This window comes from Rhizobium sp. SRDI943 (assembly GCF_057653695.1).
The window spans coordinates 166,199-182,377 of sequence record NZ_JBYGKN010000004.1; the positions used below are offsets into that span (position 1 = coordinate 166,199).

The following is a 16,179-nucleotide window of genomic DNA, read 5'->3' on the forward strand; positions in this document are numbered from 1 at the left end:
CCGGCTCACTCGGCAGCGATCGGACAAACTTGGCCGATCAGCTGGTCGACGAGGCACGGCACCGCCTCAAAAGCCTCCCGGACCGATTTTTCATGCCTTTCGTCGCCGAATTCCTGATAGTCGATGGCAAGCACGTGGCTCTCTTCGACGCCGAGATAGTTGGCGCAGGTGACAATGTGCGTCTCCAGATGGTTCATGTGTTCGCGAACCCCACCGACGCCGAAGCCGAACTCGCCTCTCGCGCTGAGTATGACGAGCGTCTTGCCCGACATGATCGGTGCCAGGGGGTAGTCGCCTCTTTGAAGATCGAAAGTGAAGGTTTTCCCGATCCGGATGACCTTGTCGAACCAGGACTTGAGAGCCGCGGGCATTCCATAATTGTGCATCGGCGCGCCGATGACGATCAGGTCTGAACGGCCGACCTCGTCGATGAGGGTGTCGGAGAGCTTCAGTTCCCGCTGTTGAGCCGGAGTGCGCGTCTCGGCGGGCGTGAAGACGGCGGCGATCCATTCTTCGGTGATGATCGGCGGTGGAGACCGTCCGATATCACGCGTTATGACGACCGCCGACGGATCCTTTGTCTTCCAGTGATCGACAAAGGCCGCGGAAAGCCGACGGCTTAAGGATCGGTCGCCGCGAGGGCTCGCATCAATATGCAAAATCGTGGTCATGAATATGCCTCTCGCTGAAGATCTAAGACCGTTGGATCATCGCGCAGATCGGCATGCATGCGTTATTGAGGTTTCTTTTGGAACTCTTGAGTTAAACTTAAGAATAAATCCCGGCCAGAACGCAGAGGCAGCCATATAGGGCTGCCAAGCAATCCCGTCTTACATGCTTCTCCCCTACTTTTCACTTTGGCTCAACCCGGGTTGAGAAGTTTTCATTTTCATAAATCTGTCACACCTGCGGAAAGTGGCGTCCGGGAGTAGGAGCAACAACCTGACAGGGGAATCCAATGTCAAAATCCGCCAATTTCACCTCAGACGAACTGTCGGCATACGACGTCCATGGCATCGCGCCGGTTCCAGTGTCGCACCGAACGTCGTCACCACTCGACCAATTCTGGATCTGGGCCGGCGCGAACGTCGCTCCGATCAACTGGGTTCTGGGAGCGCTCGGAATCTAGATGGGGCTTAGCCTCTGGGATACGTTTCTCGTCATTGCGATCGGCAATCTCGTGGGGGCAGCGCTTTTCGCCACATTCTGCCTCATGGGATACCGAACCGGCGTTCCGCAGATGGTTCTCACTCGGCTCGCCTTCGGTCGCCGCGGCGCCTACCTGCCGACTTTCGTGCAGCTTCTCATGGCGATGGGCTGGGTGGCGACGAACACCTGGATCGTACTCGATCTTTCGGTCGCTGCGCTCGATCGCATGGGAATTGGTGGTGGGATGGAGGTGAAATATGCGATCGCCCTCGTCATCATGGTGGTCCAGATCGGGATAGCCGCCTGGGGCTTCAATGCGATCAAGTATTTCGAGCGCTACACGATGCCGGCGATCCTGCTGATCATGGTCGCGATGACATTCATGGCGTCTTTTACGGTTGATATCCAATGGTCCACCTCAACAGTCACGGGTATCGCGCGGTGGTCCGCGATGAGCCAGCTGATGACGGCAATCGGTATTGGCTGGGGCATATCCTGGCTGGTCTATGCGTCTGACTACACGCGGTTTTCAAAACCAGGCTTGAAACCGTCCAGCGTCTTCAAGGCAACGTTCCTGGGAATGTTCGTGCCCACGGTCTGGCTCGCCACGCTCGGCGCGGCGATTGCTTCCGCCGGCGTCGGGTCCGATCCGGCCCAGCTCATCATCGCGGCGTTTGGCGTGATGGCCTTGCCGGTCCTGCTCGTGCTGGTTCACGGGCCGATCGCAACGAACATCGTCGTCATTTATTCCGCCGCGCTTTCAAGCCTTGCCATGGATATCAACAAGCCCCGCTGGGTCGTTTCGCTCGCTTGCGGCGTTGCGGGATCGATCATTCTCTACGGCTTCATGCAGTCGCAAGATTTCGCGCATGCGTTCGAAACGTTCATGGTGACGATGGTCGTCTGGATCAGCCCCTGGGCTGGCGTAACCGCTGCCGATTTCTTCGTTATGCGCCGCGGGTCGATCAATGTCGACGAATTGTACAAGCCGCACACGACGAGCCGGCTCGGTGACGTCAACTGGACCGGCGTCCTGTCATTGCTGGTCGGCGTCTTCGCTGCCTATCTCTTCCAGATGAGCGTCGTCGAAGTCCTTCAAGGCCCCCTTGCCCTTGGCCTGGGCGGAATTGATCTTTCCTGGCTGGCCGGCTTTGCCGTCGCGTTCATGGCCTACATCGTTTCTCACAAGCTCCGAAGGACCGCGGATGTCGGCGCGTCCGCACTGACGTTGCCTGTCCGTGGCGAATGAGACCGAAGGGGTCGCGGCAGCGCGACCATCTCTCCGAGAAAAGGAAATGCAATGACTATCGTTCTTCAACAGGACAGCGTCCTGAAGGCGCTTTCCGGCGGGGCTGAAACCGATTCTTTCCTCGGCAACGTGGTGGAATTGGCGATCGTCACGAGCGATCACAAACGTACCATGGACGGCCTGCTGAAGCTCGGCATTGGACCTTGGCGCGTTTACAAGTTCAGCCCCGAAAACACGGAAAACCAGACCTACAGGGGTGAAGCGGTTTCATTCGAGCTCACCGTCTGCTTTGCGCAGTCTGGCAATATGGTCTGGGAACTGATGGAGCCGGTCTCCGGCCCGACGATCTTCGCGGACTTCCTCAAGGCGCACGGCGAAGGCATTCATCACGTGGCCTATGACTGCAACAATATCCCCTTCGAGGAACGGATTGCGGAATTCGAGCGCCGCGGTTTCAAGAAGATACAATCGGGGTCGTGGATGGGGCGTAACCACTTCGCATTCTTCGCCACCGAGGAGGATACAACCACCTGCTTCGAGACATATGCGTTCCCGGATGACTGGGACTATCCGGAACCCGACTCCTGGTATCCACCGCTGCGGGATTGAGCCCGACTTAAAAATCCTGCCCGCCCTTTGAGGGGGTGGACAGGACCGACGGCTTCAAGGATGCCGAAATGGCTTGGTTTTATCTCGCGCTGGCGGGGTTTTTCGAGTGTGGGTCGGGGATCGAACCGAAATATACGCACGGCTTCACACAGACTCGGTAAACGTCCGGTGGCTCCGTTTCATGACCATACGCCCGCGTCAGGAAAACCTAGGCCGCTAATCCACGCGACCGTCATTGAAAGCCTTGCGCAGGATCTCCACGAAATCCAGTGCTACACGCGATAGCTGGTCGTGAATGGGGTAAAGAATGGCGATCTGGTATGTGATCGTCGGCTCGAAAGGGCGCAGTTCGACCTTGTCGGTAAAGGCCGCGCTGATCACAGGGTCGATAAGCCCGACGCCGTGACCGGAAGCGACGAATTCGCAAGCGCTCGTGAGGAATTCCGTCTCAACAACGACATTCCAGGCGGCATTCATCTTTGAAAAAGCAGCGGCGGTACTGAGGTAGAGGGGATCGCCCTTGAAAAGAGTCACGAAGGGAATTCCGTCGAGCTCTCGTGGCGTGAGCGTGTCGAAGCGACACAGCGGATGTCCCTTCGGAAGCATGCATACGCAATCGAACGAGAACACCTCCATATGCGAGATAGGATAATTCGTCGGAAGTTCGGAGATCGCGATGTCGAATGTATTCGTAGAGATTAGTTCCTTGACCGCCTGGGATGGCCGCGTGATGATCTTGAGTTGCAGGTCGGGCCTGTCCGCCGCGAACGATGACATGAGCCGTGGCAGCAAGCTTATCGAAACATTGGGATAGGCAACGATGCTGAGGGAACCGCGCCGGCCGGACCTGATCTCCCGCGCGGCCTGCGCAGTTCCTTCGATCGCGTCGAGGGCCTTGCTTGCTTCAACGTAAAATAGCTGGGCTTCGGGGTCGGATGCAGCCGCGAACCACGTCTGACGAAAAGCGTCAGGCCAATCGAATGTTCAAGTGCGGCAATCGTGGTGCTGACGGCAGGCTGCGACATTCTAAGCATTTCCGCGGCGCGGGTCATGGTGCCGTGGAGCATGAGCGCGCGAAAGCATTCGAGTTGTCGTAATCTCATGCCTTCTGGTAATTTCTTCTTCGGCCAACCACAATCGTTTTTCTGCTGTCGCGGATTGATACCTTCAATCGGCATCGGCAGACCTGGTCGTCGGCGCTCCAGGTGCGGCTCGATGCATCATCGCGATCTTGCACGGCTATCTGTTCGGGAAAATATTTCGTGAAATCGAGCATGGAGGCTCAGGCGAATGAGCAGTATCAAGGTTCGGCCGCCTCTTCTGGCGATTTTTGTCATTGGCGTCGTGGGTGTCGGATTCGCGATCGGTCTAACCATCAGGCCGGGCGCGTGGTACGAGTCGCTCGAGAAGCCGTTCTTCACCCCTCCAAACTGGGTGTTCGGTCCAGTGTGGACAGTCGTATATTTGCTGATCGCGATAGCGGGCTGGCGCGTAGCGTTGAGCGAAGGTTTCAGCTCGTCGGCGTTCCGTCTTTGGGGATTGCAGATGGTGTTGAATTGGGCGTGGACCCCGATCTTCTTTGGTGCCCACTCTATCTCGCTGGGGCTGATAACGATCCTGAGCTTGTCGGCGGTTGCTATGTTTTTTATGGCCAAGGCTCGTGACGGGTGGGCGTTCTGGTGTTTCGCACCGTATATTGTCTGGCTGTGTTATGCTTCCGCATTGAACGCGGCAATCCTGGCGCTCAACTGAGATGGATTATTTCCGAGGTGCTCCTCAGGCAAACCGCAAACTATCCTTCGCGATCGCCTGGAGGACGAAGTGCTTCCCCATTTTGCCGAACGGAAGGCGATCGCAAGGCGGATGGATATATTGCGGCCACCGCCGTAGCGAACGGCCTTGCCGTCGCAACTCGCGACACAAGCCCTTTGAGGTCGCTGGGTTGAAAGTGATTAGCCCCTGGCTCCCATAAACATCCTGTGATTTTAGGTGCCGTGGGTTCGACTCCCATCAAGCCCGGCTATGCTCAGCGACTGATTGCATAGTTATTCATTCGGTATCTTCGAATTCCGGAGGACGGGATCTGCATTGCTTCAAAGATGGTTGGTCTGGGCGGCAAGGCAGATAGCTTCACGAGATTCCTGATGGTTTCAGATAATTCTCACAGAAACCGGCGACCGGTGGACAACCTGTGTCCGGGATCAAGACGCTGTCACCAGGCATGATGACGGTGAGGAAAACCGACACCATAAGGCTTTGCCAGAAGACATTACCGCATCAAACGGCCCAACGAGCTTGCGCATCACATTCCATTCAAACGAGGAAGGCGTGAATTTTCAGGTGGTTCACCAAGTTCCGAACCAATTAGTCGCTTCGGGCGCGACCACTGCTCACGTGATACTTCGCTAAGAACAAGACCATGACCTGGCCGATCGGGAGCATAGGCGAATCCATCGCGAATTAGGATCGGCTGCTCCACAAGGTGATCAAAATTCTGGAACGAGTATTCGAGCCACTCGACTTCCGGGAGTGCGACGGCCATGTGGACGCCTACTTCCAGGAACGTATTTCCCAAGCAAACCGGAATGCCAAGCTCGGCAGCCAGCCATCCGATGCGCATGACGTCCGTGACCTGGCCATGAACATTGAGCAGATCGGTTGCGAAGTTCTCCATGAGAAGACGCTTTCCACTGGCATCCAGATACTCTCCGCTGTTGATCTGCGTCCAGTTCACGGCGTGACGGAGCGTACGCAAGCCCTCGAAGTCATGGCGAAGAATTGGATCCTCTACCCACAGCAGGTCATGGCCCGCATCGCGGATCGCCGTCAATTTGACGAGCGCCTCCTTGGAATTCCAGGCTTCATTCGGGTCGATCATAATCTGCGACCCGGCGGGGACGACCTCTTTGAGCAGGTCGAGCCGGCGCATGTCCCGCCGGAAGTCGGGATGACCGACCTTGATCTTGAATGCCTGGTAGCCGAGGGCGGCGGCGTGCGAGAACAGCGCGCGGAATGCCTCGTCGCTGAGATGAAAGTCTAGACCGCTGGCATAGGCGCGGACCCGGTCACGGCGGCTTCCGAGCAGCTTATGCAAAGGCAATCCCACTTCCTTGGCCGCCAGGTCCCACAATGCGACCTGAAGAGCTTCGTGAAACGGCAGCGAGAAAGCCCGCTGATTGCCGCCTCGCGGGCGGTTGACGCGATGGACCAGCCCGATCGCTTCTTGCCCCGCGATCGCGGGCCATGCTTCATGCTTGAACACGGCTTCGATCTCTGCTTGATCCGGCAGGGGATGAAAGAGCGTTTGAATAAAGCCGAGCCCAACCTTTCCGGTTTCGCCGATAAGTTCGAGAGCGGCCACGTTGACGTCATCTGCACGGACCTGACTGTCGCCGATTACCCTGTCGCGGGCGAATTGAAATCGGGTTATACGAAATCCGGATAGGGGCATGGAGCGTGCTCTCTGATCGCTTTATATTGATAACTGATCTATCAGAGGTATTATCGGACGGATGAAGAAATCGCAAGCGCGCAAAGCGAAGGCAACTGTACCGGAGGTCGCTGCCCCCCGGCTCAGCGATCTCGCCTATGATCGCATCCTCGAAAGCCTGTTTGAACGAAGGGTCCCTGTTGGCGCATTTATCTCCCAAAGCGAACTGTCCGAGATTGTCAGCGTGCCAGTTGCGCCGCTTCGCGATGCGTTGCGCATGCTGGAAGCCGAAGGCATTCTGACAATCCATCCTCGTTCCGGCATCCAGTTCGTGAGGCCCGGCCTTGAGCTGACGCGCTCGACGTACCAATTCCGCGCGATCATTGAACGCTCAGCGATTCGCGTGTTCGCCGAGGAAGCCGGAGAGGACTTGATGAACAGCCTGGAAGTCCGGCATTCCAGGCTTTTGCGAAAGCTCGAGAAGGATGGTCTAACGCCTGACCATATTGCGGAAATGGACCTCATCGAGCTCGATCTTCACGGTCAAATCATCGCCGCCTTGCGCAATCCACTCATCGATACCGCATACCGGCGCATGCACAACTATCTGCGTTTGCTGCGATTGGAGCGCAAGGTGACGCCCCCCATGCTTATTCGAACGCTGAAGGAGCATCTGGAAATCCTTGAAGCATGCTCTTCGAGAAACGCCGACACGGCCGAGAAGGCGCTTCAAGCCCATTTCCAGGCGGCGATAAATCGCAATCTCGGCTTGGCTTGATCCCAGGCTATCTAGGTCAACTCCGGTGTTGCCGTACCTTCAAAAGGCTGCTATCTCCATCTGATCGATCAGATCGCCATTCTGATATCTGGGAGGATGAAGAGATGCAGATCACCAAACGCGAATTCCTTGTTGCGACAGCAGCGCTAGCGCTTGCCAGTGGTGTCCGCTCCGCAAGTGCTGCCACAGCGATCAATTATTGGCATCACTTCGCCAGCCAGTCGGAAATGGCCGGCCTGGTGAAAATCATCGAGCTGTTTGGGAAATCCCATCCAGGCATCACGGTCACACAAGAGAGCATTCCGAATTCGGAATATATGGCCAAGGTTTCATCGGCTGTCGTGGCCGGCGGGCGGCCCGACACCGGAATGGTCATTGCGGAACGCTTTGCCGATCTGACGGCGATGGGCGCGCTGACCGATATCACCGAGCGGGTAAAAGGATGGAAGGGAAAAGCCAATCTGCCGGACAACCGGTGGGCTGGCATGTCTCAGGACGGCGCGATATACGCGGTTCCGGCCTATGCTTTCGTCGACTGGATGTACTACCGGAAAGACTATTTCGAAGAAGCGGGCCTTTCGGCCCCACCAAGGACTTTTGATGAGTTTGTCACCGCTTGCCGGAAGCTCACCGATCCGGCAAAGGGACGCTACGCTTTCGGAATGCGCGGGGGCGCGGGGGCGTTCAAATACGTCATCGACGTCATGGAGGCCTTTGGCTCGCCAATTGTAAAGGACGGTCAGGCGGCCATCGATAAGGCTGCCGCGGTGGAGGCGATCACCTTCTACTCAAGTCTGTTCTTGAAAGAGAAAGTCGTTCCTCCAAGTGTGCCGAACGACAGCTATCGGCAGATCATGGAAGGTTTCCGAACTGGCCAGACAGCCATGGTCTGGCACCATACCGGATCGCTGATCGAAATCTCGGCCGCCTTGAAGCCGGGAGAGCAGTTCGCCACCGCTCCAATGCCCGCGGGACCGAAGGCACATATCGCGCGTGTTGCCTACGCCGGCAACGGCATCATGAAGGACGACAATATCGACGCTGCCTGGGACTGGATCAGCTTCTGGGGAGAAAAAGACGCGGCGATAGCCTTGTTGGAAGCGACGGGTTATTTCCCGGCATCAACGGCAGCGCTTGAGGATGAGCGCATCAAGACCAATCCAATCTACCAAGCCGCTTCGCAGACGCTCGACTTCGGTCGTCTGCCGAACAGTTTCGTCGGCGCTGCGGGCTGGTCCGAAAATGTCGTCAATCCCACGTTCCAATCCGTTCTGACGGGTCAACTCACCCCTGAGCAGGCCGTCGACCGAATGATCGAGGGTCTGGAGACCGCGCTCCGGTAGTGAAGCCGACGCGACGAGAAGTCGTCGCGTCCCAGAGGACGGCAAGTCGCCGTGAAAAAATGAAGCCAGCCTTGCACCGTGGTCCACTTACGCTTCTCGGCGACCTGTCCGAAACACGCTACTGGGTCTACTTTCTGCTGTTTCCGAGCCTGATCCTGCTTTTGCTGGTGGTCGCCTATCCGACCCTTTATGGCTTCGTCATCAGTGTACGTGAAATGCGTCTCACCCGACCAGCTCTCAACGGCTGGGTCGGGGCAAAGCACTACGTCGCGATGATGTCGGATCGGGTGTTTTGGATATCATTGAAGAACACGGCGATCTGGGTGGCCGCAGCCATCGCAATCGAGGTGACACTTGGCTTCATCGCCGCAGTCGCGCTGAACCGCAATGTTCCAGGCACGAAGCTATTTGGTGTGTTGATCCTGCTTCCCTACTTTTTGCCGAACGTTGTCGCAGGGCATATGTGGGCGCTTTTGCTCGACCCTCGTCTGGGTGTCATCAACGATCTGCTGGTGCGCAGCGGCGTGTTGAGCACCTACAAGGCATGGTTCGCCGATCCGGCCACAGCCCTGGCCGCGACTATCCTTGTTGAGGCATGGCATGGGTTTCCATTCTTCGCACTGCTGTTTCTGGCCGGTCTCAAAGGCATTCCCGAAGATCTTTACAAAGCCGCTGCTGTCGACGGCGCAGGGCCGGTTCGGCAGTTCAAACTGATCACCGTGCCGATGCTGAGAACGGTGATCACCGCGGCCGTTATCCTGCGCGTGATCAGCCTGGTGAACTCACCCGATTTGCTGCTTGTTCTGACAGGTGGGGGGCCAGGAAACGCCACGCAGGTGCTGTCGCTCTATGCCTTCCAAACCGCCTATCGCGAATTCAATTTCGGATATGCCGGGGCACTCTCGGTCGTCATGTTCGTCATCCTCATGGTGTTCGCAACCCTCTACATCAAGTTCACGCGGGTCTCCAAGGAATGACGATTTTCAAAACCCGTCGCGGTCGCCGCCTCATGGCCGATATCCTGACCTATGCCGTGCTCTTGATGATGACGACTTTCTGCCTCGGACCCATCGTCTGGATGTTTTTGACGTCCCTGAAGAACGAAGCCGACATCGTGACCTCCCAGATGCAGTACATTCCCCGCACGATTACGTTGCAGAACTACCGCGCAATCTGGACGCAATCGAATTTTCCGGTGCTGATCACAAACAGCCTGGTGGTGACGACGATCACGGTGGCGATCTGCGTCCTGACTGGAACGCTTGCAGCCTACGCATTCTCGCGGCTATCGTTCAGGGGCCGCGACAGACTAATGCTCAGCTACCTCCTGGTGCGGATGTTCCCGGCCGTCATGGTGATCATTCCGCTCTTTGTGATGATGCGGACCGTTGGCCTCGTCGACAGCCGCTTCGGCTTGGCGCTTGCCTATACCAGCTTTCTGCTGCCGCTGTTCGTCTGGATGCTTAAAGGTTTCTTTGACGCGGCCCCGAAAGAGCTTGAAAGCGCCGCCCGTATCGATGGGTCCACCAGATTGGGCGCCATGGTGCGCATCGTCTTGCCGCTCGCGCGCAACGGTCTTGTCGCCAGCTCGGTGTTTATCGCGATCGCCGCCTGGAACGAGTTCATTTTCGCGCTGATGCTGACGACCGGACAGGGATCGAGGACCTGGCCGGTCGGTCTGCAACTGATGGTCGGCGAGTTTCAACTGCCCTGGGGCGTTCTTGCTGCGGGTGGCATGCTCAGTATTCTGCCAGTCGTCATTCTGTTTGCGTTCGTCCAGCGCGCGATGGTCCAGGGCCTCACCGCAGGCGCGGTCAAGGGTTAGGAGACGATCATGTCGAGCTTGTCCATCAGGGATGTTCAAAAGTCTTATGGCGCATTCAAGGTGCTGCACGGAGTAGACGTCGACCTCGAGGATGGTGGCTTTCTCGTGCTCCTTGGACCGTCAGGATGCGGCAAGTCGACCTTGCTCAATATCATTGCGGGATTGGATGAGCCGTCGTCTGGTGATATCGCGATCGGCGATCGATCCGTGACGGCCCTCCCACCGAAGGATCGAAACATCGCCATGGTATTCCAGTCCTACGCGCTCTATCCGACCATGTCGGTTGAGCGGAACATTGGCTTTGGCCTCGAGATGCGTGGTGTTCCGGAGCAGCAGCGCAGGGCGGAGGTGCAAAAGGCGGCCGAACTGCTGCAGATCGGCCACCTTCTCGATCGGCTTCCAGCCAACCTCTCCGGCGGGCAGAGGCAGCGCGTTGCCATGGGGCGGGCGATTGTTCGCAGTCCGGATCTGTTTCTCTTCGACGAGCCGCTCTCAAACCTTGACGCGAAGCTGCGCGTCGAGATGAGGACCGAGATAAAAAGGCTGCACGAACGCCTCGGCACGACTATCGTCTACGTGACCCACGATCAGATCGAGGCGATGACGCTGGCGACCAAAGTCGCGGTGATGAAGGGCGGCTATGTCCAGCAGCTTGCCGATCCCAGGACCATCTACGAACGACCTGCAAACATGTTCGTCGCCGGCTTTATCGGATCTCCCGCGATGAACTTCATCAGGGGCGAATTGATCTCGGTCGACGGCGGCTCCCGGTTTGAGAGCGGTGGCGTGATCGTGCCTGTCAGTATACCAGATAGCGCAGCCAGACGCCGGGATTGTGTCCTTGGGGTAAGACCGGAAGAGCTTAAGGTCGTCGAGAGGGATAATGCCGCGATCCACGGAGTGATAGACGTCGTGGAACCAACGGGTCCAGACACAATGGTCACCGCTGTGGTTGGCGACCACGCGATCGTGGCCAGAGCTGAAGCGCGCTTCCAGGGACGCAGAAGCGATCAGGTTCGTTTTAGCGTCGATGCGCAGAGCATCAACCTGTTCGATGCTGAAACTCAGGATCGAATAGAAACGGGGGTTAACCCACAGCACTTGTGAATTATCGGACCGCGAGTCCGGTCTCTGTCGAGAGCAAGATGACATTGGATAAAGCCACCTCGACATTGCCCACCATCCCTCTTGCGAATGTCTTTCGCCGCGCCCAATCCCTCGCGGATTGACGAAGGTACAGCGCGAAAACGCCGCAGACAGGCCAGGAAAGCGGACGTCGTCGATGTCGTTTCGCGACCATCTCCACGCCTTGCCATCGTTTCCGACGATGCAATCAGGCTTGATGGAGAAATCAGGCTGCTCCGGGATCAACTGGCGGGGAAGCTTCGGCTGCAAAACGCACAACTGAAGAGCATGCTGGATCGGTTCGAACGCTGAACGCCGCATTATCCACTCTCCGGGTTTCGGCCTGAAGAACATATAGTCTTTAAGGCGTCGCCGAAAACGCGGCTTAGGGCTGACTAGCGACCGAAACAGTAACCTGCGCTCGCGCTCGGATGTCCGCTGATCAAAAGAACTGGCGCCGGTTCGTATCTCGCGATGACGTTTGAATCCACGCAGGCGCCGGCATTATAATCGGGCTCAAAATCGACGAGCATAATGTGTCCATCAATTTGCGTTGCTTCATCGATGGCGAGGAACAATGCGGCCTTTGCGACTTGCGGCTCACCAAGCGATGACGCTTAGTCGTGGATGTTTGTGTTTCGTTGCCTGCCTAAGACCTGCGCTGGTGCGGACCGGCAAAAGCAGGGCAACCGGGATGTTTGGAGTTCGCCCCATGACGGATCAGACCTATACGCTTAAGCAATTGGCACAGGGGCATCGACCGATCCGGATCGGCTTTTTCCTGGTGCCGGACTTCCCTCTGATGACCTTTGCAGCGGCGCTCGACTCGTTGCGGCAGGGCAATCGTCTGGCCAAGCGAAAGGCCTTTGAGTGGCTCATCCTGTCGGCGGATGGCGGCCATGTGAAGTCCAGCAGCGGACTAGGCTTCGATGCAGATGCGGCAATCGGCAGGGCGCCGCGCTGCGATATCGTCATCCTCTGCGCAGGCATCAATTATGCCGATGCCTATGATGCCAATGTCTTTGCATGGTTGAGGCGCATCCATTCGGAGGGGTGCGTGCTTGGAGCAGTCAGCACTGCGGTCTTCTTCCTGGCAAAGGCGCGATTATTGGAAGGGCGACGATGTGCCGTTCATTGGGAGTCGCTTGCAAGCTTTCGCAGCGAGTTTCCGAACTGTCTCGCCACCGACGACATTTTCGCGATCGACGGACGTTTTCTGACCTCGTCGGGCGGAACGGTTACATTGGACATGATGCTTTACCTCATCTCTGCAGTGGAGGGTCGGGAGTTGGCAGCACTCATCTCGGACCAGTTCAACCACGCGCGGATACGGCGCCAGGATGACGTTCAGAGGATGTCGCCCGAAGATCGTTTCGGCATCCGGAACGCCAAGCTCGCCTTCGTTGTTCGTCGGATGGAAGCCAGCCTCGGCGATCCGGTCGAAATTTCCGATCTCGCCAGTAGCGTGGCGCTTTCGCTTCGACAGCTCGAGCGGCTGTTTCACGCCAACCTCGGCAAGAGTCCTACCAATTTCTACATAGAGCTTCGCATGACACGCGCGAAAGAACTGCTGGTCTACACGGAATTGGCGATCGGTGAGATCGCCGAAATCTGCGGTTATCAGTCGGCTTCGCATTTCGGCCGTTCATACCGCACGCGGTTTCGCGAGAGCCCTGCCGCGACTCGAAAGGCGGAGAAACGGCGAGAGGAGCCAATGTCATGAACAATGTCGATTCGCGCAGAGAAGATGTCGGATCACCGCATGTCACAGAGGTCCATCCCGTCTTAACGTAAATCAAGACGGATGGGTGACGGACAAAAAGTCCGCTGCGACCGAGCCTGGGGCGAGTGTCTTGCCGGCCGGTCCGACCAACAAAAATTCGGAACAGTTAAAGCGCTAACCAGGAGATGACAACCGTGGACAAGTCTGAGCATTCCTATATCCCGACTCTGGTCGAACAGATGTCGAGCGGCTCGATCGGCCGCCGAGAATTTCTGCGAAAAGCGACGCTTCTTGGTATTTCGGCCGCAGCCGCATATTCTCTGGCCGGCGTTCCGGTGCCAGGCGGCGCCCGGGCCGACGATATGCCGAAGGGCGGAAACCTGCGCATCGGCATGCGTTGCATGGAAATCAAGGATCCGCATCTGGCCGATTTCGCCGAAAAATCGAACGTCATCCGCCAAGTCTGCGAGTATCTGACCCTCACCGATCGCCACAACATTACCCATCCTTATCTGCTGGAAAAGTGGGAAGTCAGCGACGACCTGAAGACGTGGACGCTCCATCTCCGCACGGACGTCAAGTGGCGCAAGGGCAGGCCATTGACCGCAGACGACGTGATCTGGAACCTGAAGCGCGTCTGCGATCCAGCAATCGGTTCGTCGATGCTCGGGCTCTTCACCGGTTATCTCGTGCAGGAATACGAAACCGGCGAAAAGGACGAGAAAGGCAATCCCAAGAAGTCGAGCAAGCTCTGGGCCGACAACGCCATCGAGAAAGTCAACGACCACACCGTCCGTCTCAACTGCTCCTCGCCGCAGATTGCCGTGCCCGAGCACCTCTATCACTACCCGATGTTCATCATCGATCCCGAAGAAAATGGCGCTTTCGGTCCTGACGCGAACGGCACGGGTCCCTTCGTTATCACCGAATACGTCGTCGGCAAGGGCGCCAAGTACAAAGCCCGCACCGACTATTGGGGCACCGGGCCTTATCTCGATACGTTCGAATATGTCGACCTCGGCGACAATCCGGGGGCCGGTATCGCGGCCATAGCTTCCAAGCAGGTCGATGGCCTGTCGGAAGCCGACGCGGTCCAGATCAATGCGATGAAGAATTTCCCGCATGTGGCGGTCCACCAGGTCGAGACGACCCAGACGGTCGTTGCCCGCATGCACCCCGATATCGAGCAGTTCAAGGACAAGCGCGTGCGCCAGGCGATGCGCTATTCGATCGACCGCGACAAGGTCGTTCAGACGGCACTCCTCGGCGCCGGCATTCCCGCCGAAGACCATCACGTCGCGCCCTCGCATCCCGAATACGCGGCACTGCCGAAATATCCGCGCGACATCGAAAAAGCGAAGAAGCTTCTGGCAGATGCCGGCTATCCGGATGGTTTCGAATTCGACATGGTCACACGTCCCGATCCGATCTGGGAACTGAACACGGCGCAGGTCCTTGCCGAGCAGTTCAAGGACATCGGCGTAAAGATCAACATCAAGTCCCTGCCCAGCGCCCAATACTGGGAAGTCTGGACAACGGCGCCATTCAGCCTGACTGCCTGGGGTCACCGGCCGCTGGCGATCATGACATTGTCGCTTGCCTATCGTTCGAATGCCGCCTGGAACGAGTCCAATTATTCCAACGCGGATTTCGACAAGCTGCTGACCGAAGCCGAGGGCATCCTCGATCCGAAGCAACGCAGCAAGGTCATGGCGAAGATCGAGGCGATCATGCAGGATGACGGGCCCATCGTTCAGCCCTTCTGGCGCGTCTTCTCGACCGTCATGGACAAGAAGGTCAAGGGCTTCGAGCTCCATCCTTCTCAATACATCTTCGCGCATCAATACGCGATCTCGGCGTAACCTCCCGGCTGGCGCCTGGCCGCGTTCGCGCGGTCGGGTGCTGGGCTCGGACATTCGGATTCCTCCGGCTATGGCGAATTTCTTCCTCAAGCGCTTGGCGATGATGGTCGTGACGATGCTCTGTGCTTCGTTTCTCGTCTTCGCCGTTTGCGAGTTCACTCCCGGCAGCGTGGCGCGCAAATCGCTCGGTCCTTTCGCTACCCAGCAGCAGGTGGACCTGCTGTCGCAGAAACTGAAGGCCAATGATCCGCTGCTGGTACGCTACGGCCGCTGGCTCGGTGTGCTCGTCGGCGCAATTCCCGATCCGCTTCAGGATCCGACCACCGGGTTAAACTTTCAAGGATCCGCGCGGCGCCCAGTACTTCGGCAACTTCGGCTACTCCACCCTGAATAAGCTGCCCGTCAACGATGTCATCTGGGATCGTCTCGGCAATACCTCGATCCTCGCCGGGCTGGCGTTCTTGCTGATCGTCCCGCTGTCGATCATTTTCGGCATCCTGTCGGGGTTGAAAGAAGGTGGGGTGCTGGACCGGACGCTATCGGTCATCTGTATCACCTTCACGTCTATTCCGGAGTTCGCGTCAGGCGTCTTCCTGGTGACGCTTTTCGTGATCCTCTGGCCGATCCTGCCAGGCACCAGTCCGCTCAACAGCGATGGCGGCTGGGCTGTGCCGTATCAGTTCGTCCTGCCCGTCGCGGTGCTCGTCATCTATGACTTCGGCTATGTGGCCCGCATGATCCGGGTCTCGATGATCGGCGTCATGGAGCGGCCCTATATCCGCACCGCAATCCTCAAGGGCATGAGCACGCGCCGCATGGTTCTCGGCCACGCGTTGCGGAATGCGATGATCGCGCCGTTCACCGTGTTGCTGCTGCAAATTAACTTTCTGATCAGCGGCGTCGTCGTCACCGAGCTCGTCTTTGCCTATCCGGGCTTCGGCCGCCTGATCCTCGATGCAAGTCTGTTCGGCGATATCGCAACGCTCGAGGCCGCTACATTGATCACCGTCGCCATCGCCGTTGTCACGCAGCTGCTTGGCGACCTTGGCTACATGCTGCTCGATCCACGCATCCGGGTGAGGTAAA

General features: G+C 57.7%; 17 protein-coding genes and 2 pseudogenes. 15 read left to right on the top strand and 4 right to left on the bottom strand.

The window, feature by feature from the left end; genetic code table 11:
* Positions 1–5: 5 nt before the first annotated feature.
* Positions 6–671, bottom strand: coding sequence for an FMN-dependent NADH-azoreductase (locus AC245Y_RS33920; RefSeq protein ID WP_017997334.1), 666 nt, complete (start codon positions 669–671; stop codon positions 6–8).
* Positions 672–958: 287 nt separating this feature from the next.
* Here AC245Y_RS33920 and AC245Y_RS33925 point away from each other — a divergent pair, with 287 nt between their 5' ends.
* From AC245Y_RS33925 to AC245Y_RS33935, 3 genes are read left to right on the top strand one after another with little or no spacing between them, the layout of a single operon-like run.
* Entirely contained in the window at positions 959–1,129 is a 171-nt protein-coding gene (locus AC245Y_RS33925) for a hypothetical protein (protein WP_017997333.1), read from the top strand.
* On the top strand, positions 1,130–2,398 hold the full coding sequence (locus AC245Y_RS33930) for a purine-cytosine permease family protein (protein WP_017997332.1): 1,269 nt from the start codon (positions 1,130–1,132) through the stop codon (positions 2,396–2,398).
* Positions 2,399–2,449: 51 nt separating this feature from the next.
* Positions 2,450–3,007 (top strand): VOC family protein, encoded by a 558-nt coding sequence (locus AC245Y_RS33935; RefSeq protein ID WP_003555081.1) that lies wholly within the window; start codon positions 2,450–2,452, stop codon positions 3,005–3,007.
* 216 nt (positions 3,008–3,223) lie between these two features.
* Here the strand turns inward: AC245Y_RS33935 and AC245Y_RS33940 are convergent, their stop codons facing one another.
* Together AC245Y_RS33940 and AC245Y_RS33945 are read right to left on the bottom strand one after the other, a co-directional pair.
* Positions 3,224–3,799 (bottom strand): LysR substrate-binding domain-containing protein, encoded by a 576-nt coding sequence (locus tag AC245Y_RS33940; protein WP_245274072.1) that lies wholly within the window; start codon positions 3,797–3,799, stop codon positions 3,224–3,226.
* A 2-nt stretch (positions 3,800–3,801) separates the two neighbouring features.
* Positions 3,802–4,185 carry a LysR family transcriptional regulator gene (locus tag AC245Y_RS33945; RefSeq protein ID WP_487762883.1) on the bottom strand — a complete coding sequence of 128 codons (384 nt, stop codon included), beginning with the start codon at positions 4,183–4,185 and terminating at the stop codon, positions 3,802–3,804.
* 112 nt (positions 4,186–4,297) lie between these two features.
* Here AC245Y_RS33945 and AC245Y_RS33950 point away from each other — a divergent pair, with 112 nt between their 5' ends.
* Positions 4,298–4,759: a TspO/MBR family protein gene (locus AC245Y_RS33950; RefSeq protein ID WP_012760403.1), complete on the top strand. Its 462-nt coding sequence runs from the start codon at positions 4,298–4,300 to the stop codon at positions 4,757–4,759.
* 24 nt (positions 4,760–4,783) lie between these two features.
* Positions 4,784–4,979, top strand: a pseudogene (locus tag AC245Y_RS33955) (PIN domain-containing protein); the annotation flags it as partial.
* A gap of 330 nt (positions 4,980–5,309) precedes the next feature.
* On the opposite strand, the gene AC245Y_RS33960 reads toward AC245Y_RS33955, so the two are convergent.
* Positions 5,310–6,458 (bottom strand): mandelate racemase/muconate lactonizing enzyme family protein, encoded by a 1,149-nt coding sequence (locus AC245Y_RS33960; RefSeq protein WP_012760402.1) that lies wholly within the window; start codon positions 6,456–6,458, stop codon positions 5,310–5,312.
* Between the two features lie 61 nt (positions 6,459–6,519).
* Here AC245Y_RS33960 and AC245Y_RS33965 point away from each other — a divergent pair, with 61 nt between their 5' ends.
* From AC245Y_RS33965 to AC245Y_RS34010, 10 genes and pseudogenes are all read left to right on the top strand, one after another.
* Positions 6,520–7,215 carry a GntR family transcriptional regulator gene (locus tag AC245Y_RS33965; RefSeq protein ID WP_017997329.1) on the top strand — a complete coding sequence of 232 codons (696 nt, stop codon included), beginning with the start codon at positions 6,520–6,522 and terminating at the stop codon, positions 7,213–7,215.
* Between the two features lie 104 nt (positions 7,216–7,319).
* Complete coding sequence (locus tag AC245Y_RS33970; RefSeq protein ID WP_017997328.1) at positions 7,320–8,558, top strand: ABC transporter substrate-binding protein; 1,239 nt, start codon at positions 7,320–7,322, stop codon at positions 8,556–8,558.
* Positions 8,559–8,617: 59 nt separating this feature from the next.
* The gene (locus AC245Y_RS33975) at positions 8,618–9,535 is read left to right on the top strand and encodes a carbohydrate ABC transporter permease (protein WP_017997327.1); all 918 of its coding nucleotides are present in this window, start codon (positions 8,618–8,620) and stop codon (positions 9,533–9,535) included.
* Positions 9,532–10,383: a carbohydrate ABC transporter permease gene (locus AC245Y_RS33980; RefSeq protein ID WP_017997326.1), complete on the top strand. Its 852-nt coding sequence runs from the start codon at positions 9,532–9,534 to the stop codon at positions 10,381–10,383. Before AC245Y_RS33975 ends, AC245Y_RS33980 begins: the two co-directional genes overlap by 4 nt.
* Before the next feature lie 9 nt (positions 10,384–10,392).
* Positions 10,393–11,490: an ABC transporter ATP-binding protein gene (locus AC245Y_RS33985; protein WP_017997325.1), complete on the top strand. Its 1,098-nt coding sequence runs from the start codon at positions 10,393–10,395 to the stop codon at positions 11,488–11,490.
* Positions 11,491–11,586: 96 nt separating this feature from the next.
* A pseudogene (locus AC245Y_RS33990) lies at positions 11,587–11,820 on the top strand (hypothetical protein); the annotation flags it as partial.
* Positions 11,821–12,220: 400 nt separating this feature from the next.
* Entirely contained in the window at positions 12,221–13,231 is a 1,011-nt protein-coding gene (locus tag AC245Y_RS33995) for a GlxA family transcriptional regulator (protein WP_012760395.1), read from the top strand.
* Between the two features lie 185 nt (positions 13,232–13,416).
* Positions 13,417–15,093, top strand: coding sequence for an ABC transporter substrate-binding protein (locus tag AC245Y_RS34000; protein WP_017997322.1), 1,677 nt, complete (start codon positions 13,417–13,419; stop codon positions 15,091–15,093).
* Between the two features lie 70 nt (positions 15,094–15,163).
* A complete protein-coding gene (locus tag AC245Y_RS34005) occupies positions 15,164–15,487 on the top strand; it encodes an ABC transporter permease family protein (RefSeq protein WP_017997321.1) in 324 nt (107 codons plus the stop codon).
* A 67-nt stretch (positions 15,488–15,554) separates the two neighbouring features.
* A complete protein-coding gene (locus tag AC245Y_RS34010; protein ID WP_017997320.1) occupies positions 15,555–16,178 on the top strand; it encodes an ABC transporter permease in 624 nt (207 codons plus the stop codon).
* Position 16,179 lies beyond the last annotated feature (1 nt).